The 14,535-nt window shown below is 71.0% G+C and carries 16 protein-coding genes and 1 pseudogene; 10 read left to right on the top strand and 7 right to left on the bottom strand.

The genetic code is table 11. From position 1 onward, the window contains the following. Positions 1–80: 80 nt before the first annotated feature. A complete protein-coding gene (locus ACRAKI_RS26580) occupies positions 81–818 on the top strand; it encodes a DUF998 domain-containing protein (RefSeq protein ID WP_447003236.1) in 738 nt (245 codons plus the stop codon). On the opposite strand, the gene ACRAKI_RS26575 is transcribed toward ACRAKI_RS26580, so the two are convergent. Continuing rightward, complete coding sequence (locus ACRAKI_RS26575) at positions 782–2,392, bottom strand: AMP-dependent synthetase/ligase (RefSeq protein ID WP_447003235.1); 1,611 nt, start codon at positions 2,390–2,392, stop codon at positions 782–784. The genes ACRAKI_RS26580 and ACRAKI_RS26575 overlap by 37 nt on opposite strands. Positions 2,393–2,438: 46 nt before the next feature. Here ACRAKI_RS26575 and ACRAKI_RS26570 point away from each other — a divergent pair, with 46 nt between their 5' ends. The 5 genes from ACRAKI_RS26570 (at position 2,439) to ACRAKI_RS26550 (ending at position 6,715) form a co-directional block, all read left to right on the top strand. Then, positions 2,439–2,987 (top strand): TetR/AcrR family transcriptional regulator, encoded by a 549-nt coding sequence (locus ACRAKI_RS26570; protein ID WP_447003234.1) that lies wholly within the window; start codon positions 2,439–2,441, stop codon positions 2,985–2,987. A 4-nt stretch (positions 2,988–2,991) separates the two neighbouring features. Then, a complete protein-coding gene (locus ACRAKI_RS26565) occupies positions 2,992–3,399 on the top strand; it encodes a hypothetical protein (RefSeq protein ID WP_447003233.1) in 408 nt (135 codons plus the stop codon). Positions 3,400–3,440: 41 nt separating this feature from the next. Then, a complete protein-coding gene (locus ACRAKI_RS26560) occupies positions 3,441–3,827 on the top strand; it encodes a hypothetical protein (protein WP_447003232.1) in 387 nt (128 codons plus the stop codon). A gap of 166 nt (positions 3,828–3,993) precedes the next feature. Continuing rightward, entirely contained in the window at positions 3,994–5,433 is a 1,440-nt protein-coding gene (locus tag ACRAKI_RS26555) for a cellulase family glycosylhydrolase (protein ID WP_447003231.1), read from the top strand. Between the two features lie 52 nt (positions 5,434–5,485). After that, positions 5,486–6,715, top strand: a complete 1,230-nt coding sequence (locus tag ACRAKI_RS26550; protein ID WP_447003230.1) for a tetratricopeptide repeat protein — start codon at positions 5,486–5,488, stop codon at positions 6,713–6,715. Positions 6,716–6,812: 97 nt separating this feature from the next. On the opposite strand, the gene ACRAKI_RS26545 is transcribed toward ACRAKI_RS26550, so the two are convergent. Further along, the gene (locus ACRAKI_RS26545) at positions 6,813–7,352 is read right to left on the bottom strand and encodes a helix-turn-helix domain-containing protein (protein WP_447003229.1); all 540 of its coding nucleotides are present in this window, start codon (positions 7,350–7,352) and stop codon (positions 6,813–6,815) included. Beyond that, on the bottom strand, positions 7,349–7,660 hold the full coding sequence (locus ACRAKI_RS26540) for a zinc finger protein (protein WP_447003228.1): 312 nt from the start codon (positions 7,658–7,660) through the stop codon (positions 7,349–7,351). The genes ACRAKI_RS26545 and ACRAKI_RS26540 overlap by 4 nt, the downstream gene beginning before the upstream one ends. A 231-nt stretch (positions 7,661–7,891) precedes the next feature. Between ACRAKI_RS26540 and ACRAKI_RS26535 the strand changes: the two genes are divergently transcribed. Next, positions 7,892–8,755: a helix-turn-helix domain-containing protein gene (locus ACRAKI_RS26535; protein WP_447003227.1), complete on the top strand. Its 864-nt coding sequence runs from the start codon at positions 7,892–7,894 to the stop codon at positions 8,753–8,755. After that, positions 8,752–8,943: a DUF397 domain-containing protein gene (locus tag ACRAKI_RS26530; protein WP_447003226.1), complete on the top strand. Its 192-nt coding sequence runs from the start codon at positions 8,752–8,754 to the stop codon at positions 8,941–8,943. The genes ACRAKI_RS26535 and ACRAKI_RS26530 overlap by 4 nt, the downstream gene beginning before the upstream one ends. Before the next feature lie 171 nt (positions 8,944–9,114). Here ACRAKI_RS26530 and ACRAKI_RS26525 read toward each other — a convergent pair whose 3' ends face one another. The 3 genes from ACRAKI_RS26525 to ACRAKI_RS26515 are packed head-to-tail and all read right to left on the bottom strand — an operon-like array spanning position 9,115 to position 12,119. Continuing rightward, positions 9,115–10,593 carry a glutamate--cysteine ligase gene (locus ACRAKI_RS26525; protein ID WP_447003225.1) on the bottom strand — a complete coding sequence of 493 codons (1,479 nt, stop codon included), beginning with the start codon at positions 10,591–10,593 and terminating at the stop codon, positions 9,115–9,117. Between the two features lie 21 nt (positions 10,594–10,614). Beyond that, entirely contained in the window at positions 10,615–11,277 is a 663-nt protein-coding gene (locus ACRAKI_RS26520) for a 4'-phosphopantetheinyl transferase family protein (protein ID WP_447003224.1), read from the bottom strand. Continuing rightward, positions 11,274–12,119 carry a metallophosphoesterase family protein gene (locus ACRAKI_RS26515; protein ID WP_447003223.1) on the bottom strand — a complete coding sequence of 282 codons (846 nt, stop codon included), beginning with the start codon at positions 12,117–12,119 and terminating at the stop codon, positions 11,274–11,276. The genes ACRAKI_RS26520 and ACRAKI_RS26515 overlap by 4 nt, the downstream gene beginning before the upstream one ends. A 422-nt stretch (positions 12,120–12,541) precedes the next feature. On the opposite strand from ACRAKI_RS26515, the pseudogene ACRAKI_RS26510 reads away from it, so the two are divergent. After that, positions 12,542–12,883: pseudogene (locus ACRAKI_RS26510) on the top strand (transposase); the annotation flags it as partial. Between the two features lie 103 nt (positions 12,884–12,986). Continuing rightward, a complete protein-coding gene (locus tag ACRAKI_RS26505) occupies positions 12,987–13,238 on the top strand; it encodes a hypothetical protein (RefSeq protein ID WP_447003222.1) in 252 nt (83 codons plus the stop codon). Positions 13,239–13,368: 130 nt separating this feature from the next. On the opposite strand, the gene ACRAKI_RS26500 is transcribed toward ACRAKI_RS26505, so the two are convergent. After that, a complete protein-coding gene (locus tag ACRAKI_RS26500; protein WP_447008519.1) occupies positions 13,369–14,532 on the bottom strand; it encodes a GAF domain-containing sensor histidine kinase in 1,164 nt (387 codons plus the stop codon). Between the last annotated feature and the right edge of the window lie 3 nt (positions 14,533–14,535).

Genomic DNA, 14,535 nt, shown 5'->3' with positions numbered 1-14,535 from the left:
CGGACCGCGTCGCCTGTCGAAAACCTGTCGATCCGCGGACCACCGGAACAACACCCCGGTCCCCGTCCGTTCTGTGCTTCGTGCCGACCGCCGAACCCACCCACCCCCACGCCCCAACCCACAACCCTGCCCCCGCCCCGGCCCGCTTCGCCGCGCTGGGAGGCGCGACGGCCGTGGTGCTGACCGTCGTCCTCGTAGGCGGCATGGACCTCTACCGCCTGGGCGACTCCACCCGGCACCTGCGCCGCACGATCAGCGAGTACGCCCTGGGTCCGCAGCGCTGGGTCTTCGACACGGGCGTGCTGCTGCTGGTGGCCGGGTCACTCGCGATCCTGGCCGTCCTGGTCCGGCACGGCGTGGCGAAGTGGCACTCGCCGGGCGCGCTGGCGTTCGCCGCGTGGTCGGCGGGCCTGACCCTGGTCGTGATCTTCCCGAAGAACAACTGGGCGATCGGCCCGAGCCTGAGCGGCAGCATCCACCGCTTCGGCAGCATGGTGGCGTTCATCGCCCTGCCGATCGCCGCGATGCTGCTGGCCCGCCCGTGGCTGCGCGACCGGGTGTGGGCCACGCACGCCCGCTGGACGTTCGGCTTCGGCGTGCTGTCCGCCCTGGCCTTCACGCCCATCCTGTACGCGATCGCGGTGAACGCGGTCGTGGGCACGTCCTGGTGGCGCGTGATCCCGCTCGGCTACGTGGAGCGGCTGCTGGTGCTCACCGAGGTGGTCGCGGTGCTGGTCGCGGCCGTGTGGGCGATCGCGGTGACCAGGCCCGCGCACCGGGCTCAGCCCGGGTACAGGCTGTCGAGCAGCTCCCGGTAGCGGCTCTCGATCTCCTTGCGGCGCATCTTCAGGCTGGCCGTGAGGGTGCCGTCCGCCACCGTGAAGTCCTCCGGCACCACCGCGAACCTCTTGATCGTCTCGTGCCGCGCCAGCTTCTCGTTCGCGGCCTCGACCGCACGGCCGACCTCGGCCTCCGCGTCCAGGTCGGCCGGCGCGAGGTCGGGGTCGATGGTGACCAGCGCGACGCAGTAGTTGCGCCGGTCGCCGTGCACCAGCACGTTCCCGATGTACGGGCTGTGCGACTTGACCAGCCCTTCCACCGCCTGAGGCGCGACGTACTTGCCGCCGGAGGTCTTGATCAGCTCCTTCTTCCGGTCGGTGATCCGCAACCGCCCGGCCTCGTCCAGCTCGCCGATGTCGCCGGTGTGCAGCCAGCCGCCCCGCAGCGTCCCGGCGGTCTCCTCGGGCATGCCGCGGTAGCCGCGCATGATGCCGCGCCCGCCGAGCAGCACCTCGCCGTCGTCGGCGATCCGCACCTCGGTGCCGAGCAGCGGCGGCCCGACCGTGCCGAGCCGGTTCGAGCCGGGCCGGTTCACGAACGACGCCGCGGACGACTCGGTCAGGCCGTAGCCCTCCAGGATCGTGATGCCCGCGCGTTCGAAGAACTCGCCGACCGGCCGGGACAGCGGCGCGGAACCCGACACGAAGTACTTGATCCGCCCGCCGACGCGCTCCCGCAGCTTGCTGAACACGAGCTTGTCGGCGATGCGGCGCCGGAGCCGCCACTCCGGGTGCGCGGACACCTCCAGCGCCCAGTCGAACAGCTTCGCCTTCACGCCGCCCGCCTCGCGCATGGAGGCCACGACGCGCTGGTGGATCTTCTCGAAGATCCGCGGCGCGGCGGCCACCACGGTCGGCCGCAGCTCCTGGAGGTTGGCCGCGATCCGGTCCACGTCGCCGTCCACGGCGGTGGGCACGCCGGTCGCGATCATCCCGACTTCGAGCACCTTGCCGAACGCGTGGGACATCGGCAGCCACAGGAAGTGCAGCTCGTCCAGGGTCAGCACGCCCAGGTCGCTGATCGCGTCGGCGGTGTGCAACCAGTTGTCGTGCGTCAGCTCGACGCCCTTCGGCATGCCGGTGGTGCCGGACGTGTAGATCAGCGTGGCCAGCCGGTCCGGCGTCAGCTCGTCCACCATCGCGTCGTAGTCGCCCTGGACGCCGTCCGGCTCCCAGTCCGGCGGGACGACCTCCACGTCGACCTCGTCCGCGAGTCCCGGGTCCGCGACCACGAGCTCGCTGCCCGAGTCGCGGATGATGTGGGCGACGATGTCCGGTGTGCTGCTGGGGTAGATGGTCGTCGTGACGCCGCCCGCCGCGAGCACGGCCAGGTCGGTGAGGATCCAGTCCGCGCTCGTCGTCGCCATGATCGCGACCCGGGCCTCGTCCCGCACCCCCAGCTCGCGGAAGCCCAGCGCCCGCCTGCGGACGTGCTCGCCGACCTCGGCCCACGTCAGCGACGTCCACGCGTCACCGGTGCGGTACCGCAGCGCCTCGGTGTCGGGGGTGGCGCGCACCCGCTCGCGCAACAGATCGGGGATGGAACGGGCCACGGTGACCTCCTGGAGGAGCGACGCTCTAGAGCGTTACTCTAACCCGGTGAGGGCGACTGGTCGGCAGGCTGTGCTGGACGCGGCGTTGGCGCTGGTCGACGAGGGAGGGCTGGACGCGGTCACGATCAGCGCGCTGACCGCCCGGTCCGGGGTGTCCAACGGCAGCGTCTACCACCACTTCGGCAGCCGGGCCGGTGTGTTCGCGGTGCTGTACGGGGAGAGCTTCGCGCACTGCGTCGCCGCGATGATCCCGGCGCTGGACGTCGGTGACGCCGAGGAGGCCGTGCGGGCGATGGTGGCCCGGTACCTGGACTGGGTGGTCCGCAACCCCGGTCGGGCGCGGTTCCTGTACGCCGCGCCGCTGACCGCCGACCCGGCCGCGAAAGCCGAGGTGTTCGCGCCGGTCGCGCGCTGGTTCGCGGCGCGGATGGCGGCGGGTGAGGTGCGGGAGATCCCGTTGTGGGCGCTCGATCCCGTCATCATGGGCCCCGCCCACGAGTGCGCCCGGCGGTTCCTGGCGGGTGGGCTCGAGCTCGCCGTGGCGGGCGAGTTCATCGGTGATGCGGTGTGGGCGGCGGTCACGCCCGTAGGGTGATCGCATGGCCACTTGGGGCGACCTCGCCGCATACGTGCACGAGACCTATGACGTGATCTCGGAGAACGAGGACGAGATCAGGATCCTGTTCAACTTCGAGCAGTTCGACGAGGACGACGAGCGGACCCAGGTGGTCATCCTGGTCCGCGAAGTGCTCGACAAGCTGCACGAGTGGGTGCAGATCGCGTCGCCGATCGGGTTGGCGGCGAACGTGGACCTGGCCGCGTTCCTCGCCGAGGTCGGGAACTCGACCATCGCGTGCGGTGCGGCGATCATGGGCGACCACGTCGTGCTGCGGCACTCGCTGCCGTTGGTGAACCTGGACCTCCACGAGTTCACCGAACCGCTGGCGCTGCTCGCCGGAACGGCGGACCGGCTGGAGGAGACGTTCTTCGGGGGCGACGACTACTGAGTGATAGCTCAGCCTTACCTAACTTGAAGGAAAGGCTAGCTGTGCCCCCACGGCCCCTCGCCGGGTACGAGTGCATTGCCGTCCAGGTGCGCGCCGGTCTGGGCGAGCGCCGCCTGGTCGCCGCCGTGCGGTCCCTGTTCGTGCGGCACGCGGTGCTGCGCCTGGACGGTGTCACGGCCGAGTCGTGCGTCCACCGGGTCGTGTCGGCGCCCGGTCTCCTGTCGGGCGCCGCCGTTGACGACGTGCCGGGTTCCGCGCCGTTGCGGGTCGTGTGGTTCGACGGCGGTGCGGTGGGTCGGCTGGTCCTGGCGGTGCGGCGGGACGTGCTGGCGGTGCTGCCGTGGCACGTCCTGCTGCCCGGTCTGGTGTCCGCGTGGACGGCGAGCACCCACCTGCGAGCCCGGCAGGTTCCGGTCCCGACGCCCTGACCCTCCCCTGACTCCTGGTCCGCACCCTCGCCCTGGCCCCTGCCTCGAACCCGTTGACAGAGGGTGTCCGGGGATGCTGTGATCCACGCAACAGATAGGAAACTTTCCTAACTGAATCCGCCGCCAGCGGTTTCACCCCCCATCCCTGACCCGTGGGAGGCACCCTGTGGCACCCGTCCTGTCCCGATTGCTCAGCGGACCCGCACTCGCGGCGGCCCTGCTCGCCGCGTTCGCCGTGCCGACGTCCGGCTGGGCGCAGCCGGCGGCGCTCGCCGTCACCGAGCACCAGGCGGAGAGCGCGACGATCTCCCGAGGCCTGGCCGAGTCCAACCACGCCGGGTACACCGGTTCCGGGTTCGTCAACTACGACAACGCGTCCGGTTCGTACGTCGAGTTCACCGTCGGCGCGGCGGCGTCCGGCCCGGCGACCCTGACTTTCCGGTACGCCAACGGAACCACCGCCAACCGCCCGCTGGGCATCACGGTCAACGGCGGGACGCCGGTGAGCCTGGCGTTCCCCGGCACCGGTGCGTGGAGCACGTGGGGCACCGCGACCGCGACCGTGTCCCTGGCCGCCGGCACGAACCGGGTCCGCGCCACCGCGACCACGTCCACCGGCGGCCCCAACCTCGACCGGCTCACCGTCGACACCGGCACGGCCGCCGCCGGTCGGCCCGCCGACGTCAACGGCCAGTTGCGGGTGTGCGGCGTGAAGCTGTGCAACCAGTACGGGAAGCCGATCCAGTTGCGCGGCATGAGCACGCACGGCATCCAGTGGTACTCGCAGTGCGTGAAGACCGCGTCCCTCGACGCGTTGGCCTCCGACTGGGGCGCCGACGTGCTGCGGATCTCGATGTACGTCCAGGAGGGCGGGTACGAGACGAACCCGCGCCGGTTCACCGACATGGTGCACGGGTACATCGAGGAGGCGACGCGGCGCGGCCTGTACGCGCTGGTCGACTGGCACCAGCTGACCCCGGGTGACCCGAACGCGAACATCTCGTTGGCGCGCACGTTCTTCACCGAGGTCGCGTCCCGTCACCGGGACAAGACCAACATCATCTACGACATCGCGAACGAGCCGAACGGCGTGTCGTGGGCGGGGATCAAGTCCTACGCGGAGCAGATGATCCCGGTCATCCGGGCGCAGGACCCGGACGGCGTGGTGTTCGTCGGGACGCACGGGTGGGGCTCGCTCGGCATCTCGGACGGGCGCACCGAGCAGGACATCGTCAACAACCCGATCAACGCCACGAACTTCATGTACACGTTCCACTTCTACGCGGCGTCGCACCAGGACGAGTACTTCGCCGCGTTGCAGCGGGCGGCGTCGCGGATCCCGATCTTCGTGACCGAGTTCGGCACGCAGACGTACACGGGTGACGGCGCGAACGACTTCGCGTACAGCCAGCGGTACCTGGACTTCCTGGCCGCGAACAAGATCGGCTGGACGAACTGGAACTTCTCCGACGACTTCCGGTCGGGCGCGGTGTTCAAGGAAGGCACCTGCGCCGGCTCCACGTTCACCGGCACGGGCGTCCTCAAGCCCGCCGGCGTCTGGATCCGCGACCGGATGCGCACCCCGGACGACTTCCCGACGAGCTGACGATCGCCCGTTCGGGGTACGGCCCGCGCCGTACCCTGAACGGGGATGCGTTGTGCGGCTTGAGGGGGCGGCTATCGACGACACCGGGGCACTGGTCCGATCGGGGGTGGCCGCCGCGCGAAATGGTGATGTCGCGGTGGCGGAGGGGTGGTACCGCGCTGCGGCTGAACGCGGTGACGTCGCCGGCATGACCCTGTTGGCGTTGATCTGCGAGGAACGCGGCGAGGTGGCCGAAGCCCGGCACTGGTACGCCCGTGCCTCGTCGTGCGACGACCCGTCCGCGATGCAGGGCCTGGCCCGGCTCGCCCGGTTGCGGGGTCGCCCGGACGAATCCCGTCGCTGGTACCGGAGAGCCGCCGACCTCGGTGACACGGACGCGATGGTCGCGCTGGCGGAGTCGACCCCGTCCGGTGCCTCCTCGTCCGACTCCTGGTACCGCCGTGCCGCCGAGTTGGGGAACCCCCGTGCGCTCGCGGTGATCAGCACGCGCCTCCAGGAGCGGGGCGAGTTCGAGGAGGCGGAGCGATGGCTTCGCCGGGCGGTGGAAACCACCGGTGAGCCGTTCTTCATGGTCGAGCTGGGTCATGTGCTCGCCCACCGTGGTGAGGCGGCCGAGCCCTGGTACCGCCGTGCCGCCGAGGCCGGCGACGTGGGTGCGATGGCCCACCTCGGCGCGGTCCTCGTGGCGGGCAGCCAGGACGAAGCCGTGCGGTGGTATCGGATGTCGGCCGAGGCCGGTCGGACCTCCGCGATGACCGCCCTGGCCGTACTCCTCGTGCATCGCGGTGAGGTCGAGGAGGCCGAACGCTGGCTGGCACGGGCGTCGGACGCGAGTGGCGTCGAGGTGGACCACGCCCTGTGGACGTCGTTGCCCGCCTTGGAAGCGGACGAACTCGGCGCGCGCGAAGAGCGTGCGGGCGCCCGGGTGTTGGTCGTCCTCGGCGTGCTGGCCCAGCGGCGAGGTGACGTCGACCGGGCGGAACGCTGCTTCCTGCGTGCGGCGGACTCGGGCGACACCCAGGCCATGTACGAAATGGGGATGCTGCTGATCCGGTGGGGCGGCGCGAGCAGCCGTGCCGCCGGGACGCCGCCCTTCCGCCCGCTCCGCCGGGACGACCTGTCCCGGGAACAGCCCGAAACGTGGTTCCTCCGCGCCGCCGAGGCCGGCCACCCGGACGCCATGTTCAGCCTGTCCGTGCTCCACAAGGGGAGTGTGAAGGGCGAGCTGTGGTGGGAGAGGGCCATCGAAGCCACCGGGGCCGTGAGGGCCGTGGAGCCCTGACGGTCGGGCAGTCTCCGGCGCGACCGACTGGTGCCGACGACTGGTGCCGACGACTGTTGCTGACCCGGGCTGCCGGCCCAGGACTCCGGCTCTGCCGTCACGACACCGGCCGGGAGATCCCGGCCAGCGCTTCGAAGAGGGCGTAGGCGGACCTGAGGTGGTCTGGCTCTTCGGTGAAGTGCGCGCCGTGCAGGTACGTGTACAGGACGACGGCGGGGCCGTGGGGGAGGGTGAAGCGGGTCAGGGGGTGTTCGGCGCCGGGGTGCGCGGTGTGGGTGATGCGGCGGACGGTGACGTCGGCGCGGTCGACGGTGGTGCCGTCGAGGACGTAGGCGGTGCAGCGGTCGGCGGCGAGGTTCCCGAGGGCGGGGTGGATGCCCAGGGGCGCGTAGATGTCGATGCGGTCGGCGAGGCGGCACAGGACGTTGATCAGGCTGGTGGCTGTGGTGTCCCAGTGGCACCAGAGGGTCGGTTCCGGCGCGGGCGCGTCGGTGATGCCGTCTTCGAGGCGCTGGATGTAGCTGGGGCAGTGGCCGCTGCGGGCGGCGAGTTCGGTCACGGTCAGGCCGGAGGCTTCGCGGATCCGGCGCATCTCGTGGCCGAGCAGGCGGGCCTGCAGCGTGGGGTGGAGTGTCATCGGGCTGGTGCCTTCGGTGTGGTGGTGCAGTGGAGGGTGAGGCGCGGCAGGGCGCGGACGACGGCCGGTTCGGTGCCCTCGGTCCCGTGCGGCCACGGGAACACCGCGATGCCCTCGGACTTCCGCCACGCCACGTCACAGGCTTGGCACGTGGGCCAGCAGCCGTCGGGAGACCTGGGCGCCGGCTCGTGCGGCACCGTCACCTCCACCCCGCACAACGTCCGACCGTCGTCACGGGGCACCAGCGCGGCGGGGATCGCGTGGCGCGACCCGTCGTGCGGCAGCCATCGAAAAGCGCGAACGCCCATCACAACGTCGTTTCCGGCATGGGGACCACCTCCGCGATCGGGCCGGCGAAGCCGCGTTGAGGAAGCGCAGTCCGGTCCAGAGGGACTCGTGGGCCGGTGCACCGACGCGGCCTCGCCGGCACCGTGAATGTAGCCGGTTCATTTCCCTGAGCGACACTACCCGGTAGAGTGAACCTGGGCGGCGGATCTCTCGGTACGCTCGGCCGGCGTCTCGAACCGAGGAGGAACGCTGTGCCCAGTACGCAGACTCGTCGCAAGCGCCGGCTGGGTGAGTGCCTGGCGGAGTTGCGCAAGGCGTCGTCCCAGGATCCCGTGTCCGTGGCCAGGATCCTGCGGAAGTCGCCCGCGACGGTCAGCAAGATCGAGAACGGGCACGTCCGCCCGGACTTCCCGACGCTGTCGGTGCTGCTCGCGCTCTACAACGCCGACGAGGAGCAGCGGCAGGCGGCCGAGTCCCTGTGGGAGGACGCCGTCGAGGAGTCGACGTTGGTCGAGCACACGGTGGACATGAGCCCGAAGTACCGGGCCTTCCTGCGCTCGGAAGCCGACGCGGTGTCGGCGCGGACGCTCCAGCAGACCGTCATTCCCGGCCTGCTCCAGACCGCTCGGTACGCCACCGCGATCCACGTCGCCGAGCAGCGCTTCCAAACCGGCAAGCGGTCCTTGGAGAAGTCGGTGGCCTCGCGCTTGGCACGGCAACGGCGGCTCGTCGACGAGCACAACCCGCTCACCCTCCACGCGGTCGTCGACGAGGCGGCCCTCCGTCGTGTCGTCGGTGGGCCGGAGGTCATGGTCGAGCAGTTGCGCCACCTGCTGGACAGCGCGGGCAAGCCGAACATCACGGTCCAGGTGCTGCCCTACCGGGCCGGCGCGCACGGCGTCATGACCAGCGCCATCACGATCCTCGGCTTCGACGACCGGAGCGACCCCGACTCGGTCTACCTGGAGTACCACGGTGGAGGTCGGTGGATCGAGGACGAAGCGACCGTCGCGGACTACGCGGCGGAGTTCGAAGCCCTGACTGCCTTGGCGCTGCCGACCGAGGAATCGGCCGCGCTGGTACGGGAGGTGGCAGCGGAGATGGAGGGACCATGAGCAGTTTCGGCGAGTTCAGGAAGTCGAGCCACAGCGGCGCGCAGAACGAGTGCGTCGAAGTGGCCGTCGCAGGTGAGCGCCTCGGCATCCGGGACAGCAAGAACCCGGAAGGCCCCGTGCTGACCTGGCCACGAGGCACGCTGGTCCGCCTCGTGACCGCTATCGGGGAAAGCCGCCTGGCGCGCTGACCGGTAGGGGCTGGGTGTCTCCGCACCGCACCACCCGGTGACACCCAGCCCTCGCGCAAGGGACGCGCGAGTGCCGCACCCCGCTGCAACTCCCGACGGACCAACGGTCCGCCGACCGCCGGGGCGCCCCGCTGGACGGAGCGTCAAGAGCCGTCGGAGGACCCGAGGTGCTCAGGACACGGGCCAGGTGTGCACGGGTTCGTTGGTGTGCATGAGGTCCCGGTAGGTGCGCAGCATCCGCCGCAGCGCCTCCGGCCGGTCCAGCGCCGTGTGGTCGTAGTGGCGGTGGAAGGTCCGGGCTTGCCAGGTGGCGCCGTTCATCCCGGTGAGGCACCGCTGTTCGATCACGCCCAGCAAGCGGTCGCGTTCGGCGGAGTCCACCTTCATCCGGACCAGGCCCTCGTGCGCCAGCGGCAGCAGTCGGCGCAGCACCAGCTCCACCGCCGGCACGGTGCCCAGCCCCGGCCAGTACACCTGCGCGTCGATCCCCGCCCGCGCGCCGGCGATGAAGTTGTCCTCGGCCGCGCTGAACGACATCTGGGACCACAGCGGCCGTTCCTCCTCGGCCAGCATCCGCACCAGGCCGTAGTAGAACGCCCCGTTCGCCAGCATGTCGACCACAGTCGGACCGGCCGGCAGCGTCCGGTTCTCCACCCGCAGGTGCGGCTGGTCCCGCACCACGTCGTAGACCGGCCGGTTCCACCGGTAGACCGTGCCGTTGTGCAACCGCAGCTCCGCCAACGACGGCGTGTCGCCGCGCTCCAGCACCTGCACCGGGTCTTCCTCGTCGCAGATCGGCAGCAACGCCGGGAAGTACCGCACGTTCTCCTCGAACAGGTCGAAGATCGACGTGATCCACCGCTCGCCGAACCACACCCGCGGTCGGACGCCCTGCTCCTTCAGCTCGTCGCTGCGCGTGTCCGTGGCCTGCTGGAACAACGCGATCCGGGTCTCCCGCCACAGCTCCTTGCCCAGCAGGAACGGCGAGTTCGCCCCGATCGCCACCTGCACCCCGGCGATCGCCTGCGCCGCGTTCCAGTACACCGGGAACGACTCCGGCGACACCTGGAGGTGGAACTGCACGCTCGTGCACGCGGCTTCCGGGACGATCGAGTCGGCGGTCAGCTGCAACCGCTCGACCCCGTTGATCCCGATGTGCAGGTCCTCGCCCCGCGCCGCCAGCACCTGCTCGTTGAGCAACGCGTACCGGGGGTTCCCGGACAGCGCGGACACCGCCAGGTGCTTCGGCTGCAACGTCGGCAGGATCCCGACCATCACCATGTGCGCGTCCACGCCCCGGGCCTTGTGCTCGGCCTCGTTCAGCGACGTCCGCACGACGTCCTCGAACTCCGAGATGCCGCCGGCGGTCAGCAACCGGGGCGCGACGTTGATCTCCAGGTTCCACTGGCCCAGCTCGGTCACGAAATCCGGGTCGCAGATCGCCTCCAGCGCCTCCGCGTTGCGCATCGCCGGGTCGCCCGCGTCGTCCACCAGGTTGAGCTCGATCTCCATCCCGGTGGTCGGCCGGTCGAACTCGAACCGCGACTCCTCCAGCATCCGGGCGAACACGTCCAGGCAGCGGCGCACCTTCGTGCGGTAGCGCGTCCGGTCGTCCCGGGTGAACTGCTGTCGCCCGACCTCGTCGCCCATACCGCCGCCTTCCAGCCGTGATCAGCGCGCGGGTACCGCGATAGCGGTCACCACAAACCCCTCCCGCGCCAGCCAGCGACCGCTGAACCCGTCGAGCACCACGCCGTCCACCACCGGGGGCTCGATGAGGATGCGCGCGGTGAACGTGCCGTCGTCCGGGTTGATGGTCACCTCCGCATCCTCGAACCCCAGCCACTTCCGCGCCAACGGGAACCACGCCTTGTAGACGCTCTCCTTCGCGCTGAACAGCAGCCGGTCCCACGCCACCTTGTCGCCCGACGCCCTCAGCCCGGGCATCCGGGCCAGCTCACCCGGCACGGCGATGGCGTCCAGCACGCCTTCCGGCGTCGGCTCGTTCGGCTCGGCGTCGATCCCGATCGACCACACGTCGGCGACACGCCCCACGGCCGCCGCCCGGTAGCCCGTGCAGTGCGTGATGCTGCCGACGACACCCTCCGGCCACGTCGGCGCGCGCTTGTCCCCGGGTAGCAGGGGCACCGGCGGGAACCCGAGAGCGCCCAGCGCCGTGCGCGCGCAGTGCCGCCCCGTGGTGAACTCCTTGCGCCTCTTGTCCACCGACTTGGCGATGTGCTCCTCCTCCTCGGGGAACAGCACCAGCCCGTCGGGATCGCCGAAGACCTCGAACGCGGACACCGGCGGCGGCAGCAGCAGGTCGAGGATCATCGCGCGTCCCCCTCGCGCAGCACGTCCACCAGCGGCGCGGACGTCCAGCCGCGCGGCTTCCACTCCCGGGGGTAGCCGAGCGACACCTCGTCGAAGCGGACGCCGTCCTTGCGGATCGTGCGCGGGATGTGGAGGTGCCCGTAGACCACCGCCGCCGCCCGGAACCTCAGGTGCCAGTCCGCCGTCAGCTCGGTGCCGCACCACAACGCGAATTCGGGGTACCGCAGCACGAACGTGGGATCCCGAACGAGTGGCCAGTGATTGATCAGCACGGTCTGCAACGTACTGTCCACAGCGAGCAACCGCCGCTCGGTCTCCTCGACCCGCGCCACGCACCACGCCTCACGGCTCGGGTACGGGTCCGGGTGCAGGAAGTACTCGTCCGTGCAGATCACGCCGGCGGTCTGGGCGGCGTCCATCGCGGACGCCTTGTCGGTCGTGCCCGGCGGCCGGAACGTGTAGTCGTACAGCGTGAACAGCGGCGCCACCGCCACCGGCCCGCCCGCGCCCTCGAACACGGCGAACGGGTCCTCGGGCGTGAGCACGTCGATGCTCCGGCACAGCTCCACCAGCTGCTTGTAGCGCACCTCGCCGCGCGTCTGCACCGCGTCGTCCTTGGTGGTCCACAGCTCGTGGTTGCCCGGTGACCAGACCACCTTGGCGAACCGGCGGCGCAGGGTGTCCAACGCCCATTCGACGTCGTCGAACTTCTCCGCCACGTCGCCCGCCACGATTAACCAATCGTCCGGGGAGTGCGGGTGGATGGCTTCGACGAAGTCGCGGTTCTGCTGGTAGGTGATGTGCAGGTCACTGGTTGCGAGGAGTCGCGGCGGCTTGGTCACACCTTCGAGCGTATATCCGGGCGTTGGCGCTCTCAGCCAGTGACCGTTCATCCGTTCGTCGCTCCCTCGGAGCCGTTCGGCAGGGAGATGGTGTCCGCGTGACGCTGTACCGCTCCCGTTCGGCGCGCGTTCTCTTACCAGGGAGCGTCCGGGTTCCTAGCGTGATGGGCATCACGACAGTCCTGGGCGGAGGACCTGAGATGACCAACTACGTACGACCAGCGCAGCCGTTCGGTCGAACGGTGGGCGCGGAGATCGCCCGCCAGGTGCAGCAGCACGCGCACCCCGCGGTCGCGCCCAGGCGCACCGACGACGCCGCCCTGGCCATGTTGCTGCGCGCCCGCCAGCGCGGTGACGCCCAGCGGCAGGAGCCGTGGGTGCGCCGGGCGCCGGAAGCACCGCCCCGACCGCCGCACGCGGACGTGACCGAGCACCTCGCCGCGCGGTTGGTGCCGCCGTCGCTGTGGGCGGCGGTGGAGCCGCTGATCCCGCCCGCGAAGGTGCGCAGGCAGGGCGGTGGCCGGGGCCGGGTGTCGGACCGGGCGCTCTTCACGGCGATCGTGTTCGTGCTGACCAGCGGGTGCGCGTGGCGGCACCTGCCGCCGACGTTCGGCGTGACCGTGCCGACCGTGCACCGGCGGTTCCAGGAGTGGACCGAGGCCGGGTTGTGGCTGCGGCTGCGGCGGGTGGCGCTGGAAGGCGTGGTCGAGGACGCGGTGTGGCTGCGGCTGGTGCTGGAAGCGGCGGAACGACGTGGCGCGCGAGTCGCGGGCTGAACGAACGGAACGAGGGCAGGCGGACAGGCGTCCCAGAGGTGAACAGGAACGTCGGCTGATCCGCCCGGCCCCCAGTGTGGAGATGGAAGCGATGCAGGATTTGTCCAGGCGCCAGGTCGCCCTGCTCAGGGCGACCGAGGCGAACCGGGTCGACCTGACCCGCAGTGCCGAGCCGGATGTGCGGGTGGACGGGCTCCCGTTCTGCGACCCGACCACGGCCAGGTCCCTCGTGCACGCCGGTCTGATCGAAGCGGCGGTCCCCGTCGCACCCGGTCACCGCGCGCCGGCCCGCCTCACCGCCGCCGGGGCCGCGGCCCTGGGCATGGCCTTGCTCGTGGCCTGACGGGATCCTGGCCTGACGGGATTCTGGCCTGACGGGGGTCCTGGGCCGGTACCGGTACCGGCGGGTCGCGCGAGCGGTGCGGTGGAGCACGTGATCTCCGATCGCGTCATCCGCCCACCCTCGTCCGCCGCTAGGCGTGCACGCCCGCCTGGTACTTGGGGACCCGCACGCTGATCTTCGTCCCCAGCCCCTGCGCCGTCTCCACCACGAGACCGTAGTCGTCGCCGTAGCACCGGCGCAGTCGCTCGTCTATGTTCCCCAGCCCTATTCCGGCCGTCGCACCGACCTGTCCCGCCAGTGTGCGGCGCAGCGCGTCGGGGTCCATGCCGATGCCGTCGTCCTCGATGGTGATGTGCGCTTCCTCGCCCGCGTCCGCCGCCAGGATCGTGATGTGCCCCGGCCCGACCTTCCCCTCCATCCCGTGCCGCACCGCGTTCTCCACCAACGGCTGCAGGCACAGGAACGGCACGGTCACCGGCAGGACCTCGGGCGCGATCTGCAGCGTCACCTTCAGCCGCTCGCCGAACCTGGCCCGTTCCAGCGCCAGGTACTGGTCGATCGACTTCAGCTCCTCCGACAACGTGGTGAAGTCGCCCGCCCGGCGGAACGAGTAGCGGGTGAAGTCGGCGAAGTCCAGCAGCAGCGTGCGAGCGCGTTCAGGGTCCGTGCGCACGTAAGAGGCGATGGCGGACAGCGAGTTGTAGATGAAGTGCGGCGAGATCTGCGCCCGCAGCGCCCGCACCTCCGCCTCCACCAGCCGGGTCCGCGACCGGTCCAGTTCGGCCAGTTCCAGCTGGCCGGACGCCCACCTCGCCACCTCGTTCGTCGCCCGCACCAACCCGGCCGACGCCTCCCTGCTGTACGCCGCCAGCACACCGACCACCCGTCCCTCGACGGTGAGCGGCGCCAGGACGGCGGTGTGCACGGGGCAGTCGGCCGCCGAGCACGTGATGTCGAACGCCCGGGTGCGCCCCGTGGTGAACACGTCGGCGGCCAGGCCCATCGCCTCGGCCGCGTGGTGGTCGCCGTCGCCCTCCCACGCCACCACCTCGGTCTCGTCGGTCAACGCCAGCGCGGGCGTGCCCAGCAGCGTGCGCAGGTGCTTGGCCGACTTCTTCGCCGCCTCCGGCACCAACCCCGCCCGCAGCGGGGGAGCGGCGGACCACGCGGTGTGCAGGGTCTCGAACGTGATCCGCTGCTCGTGGGTCAGGAAGTCGTTGCGGGTGCGGGAAGTCCGCCACAGCGTGATCACCACGGCCAGCCCGGCGAGCAGGATCGCGCCGGCCGTCCACATCGC

The sequence above is a fragment of the Saccharothrix isguenensis genome (genome assembly GCF_052936305.1).
Note: the sequence above shows the minus strand (reverse complement) of the source record. Positions and strands in the feature narration are given on the sequence as shown.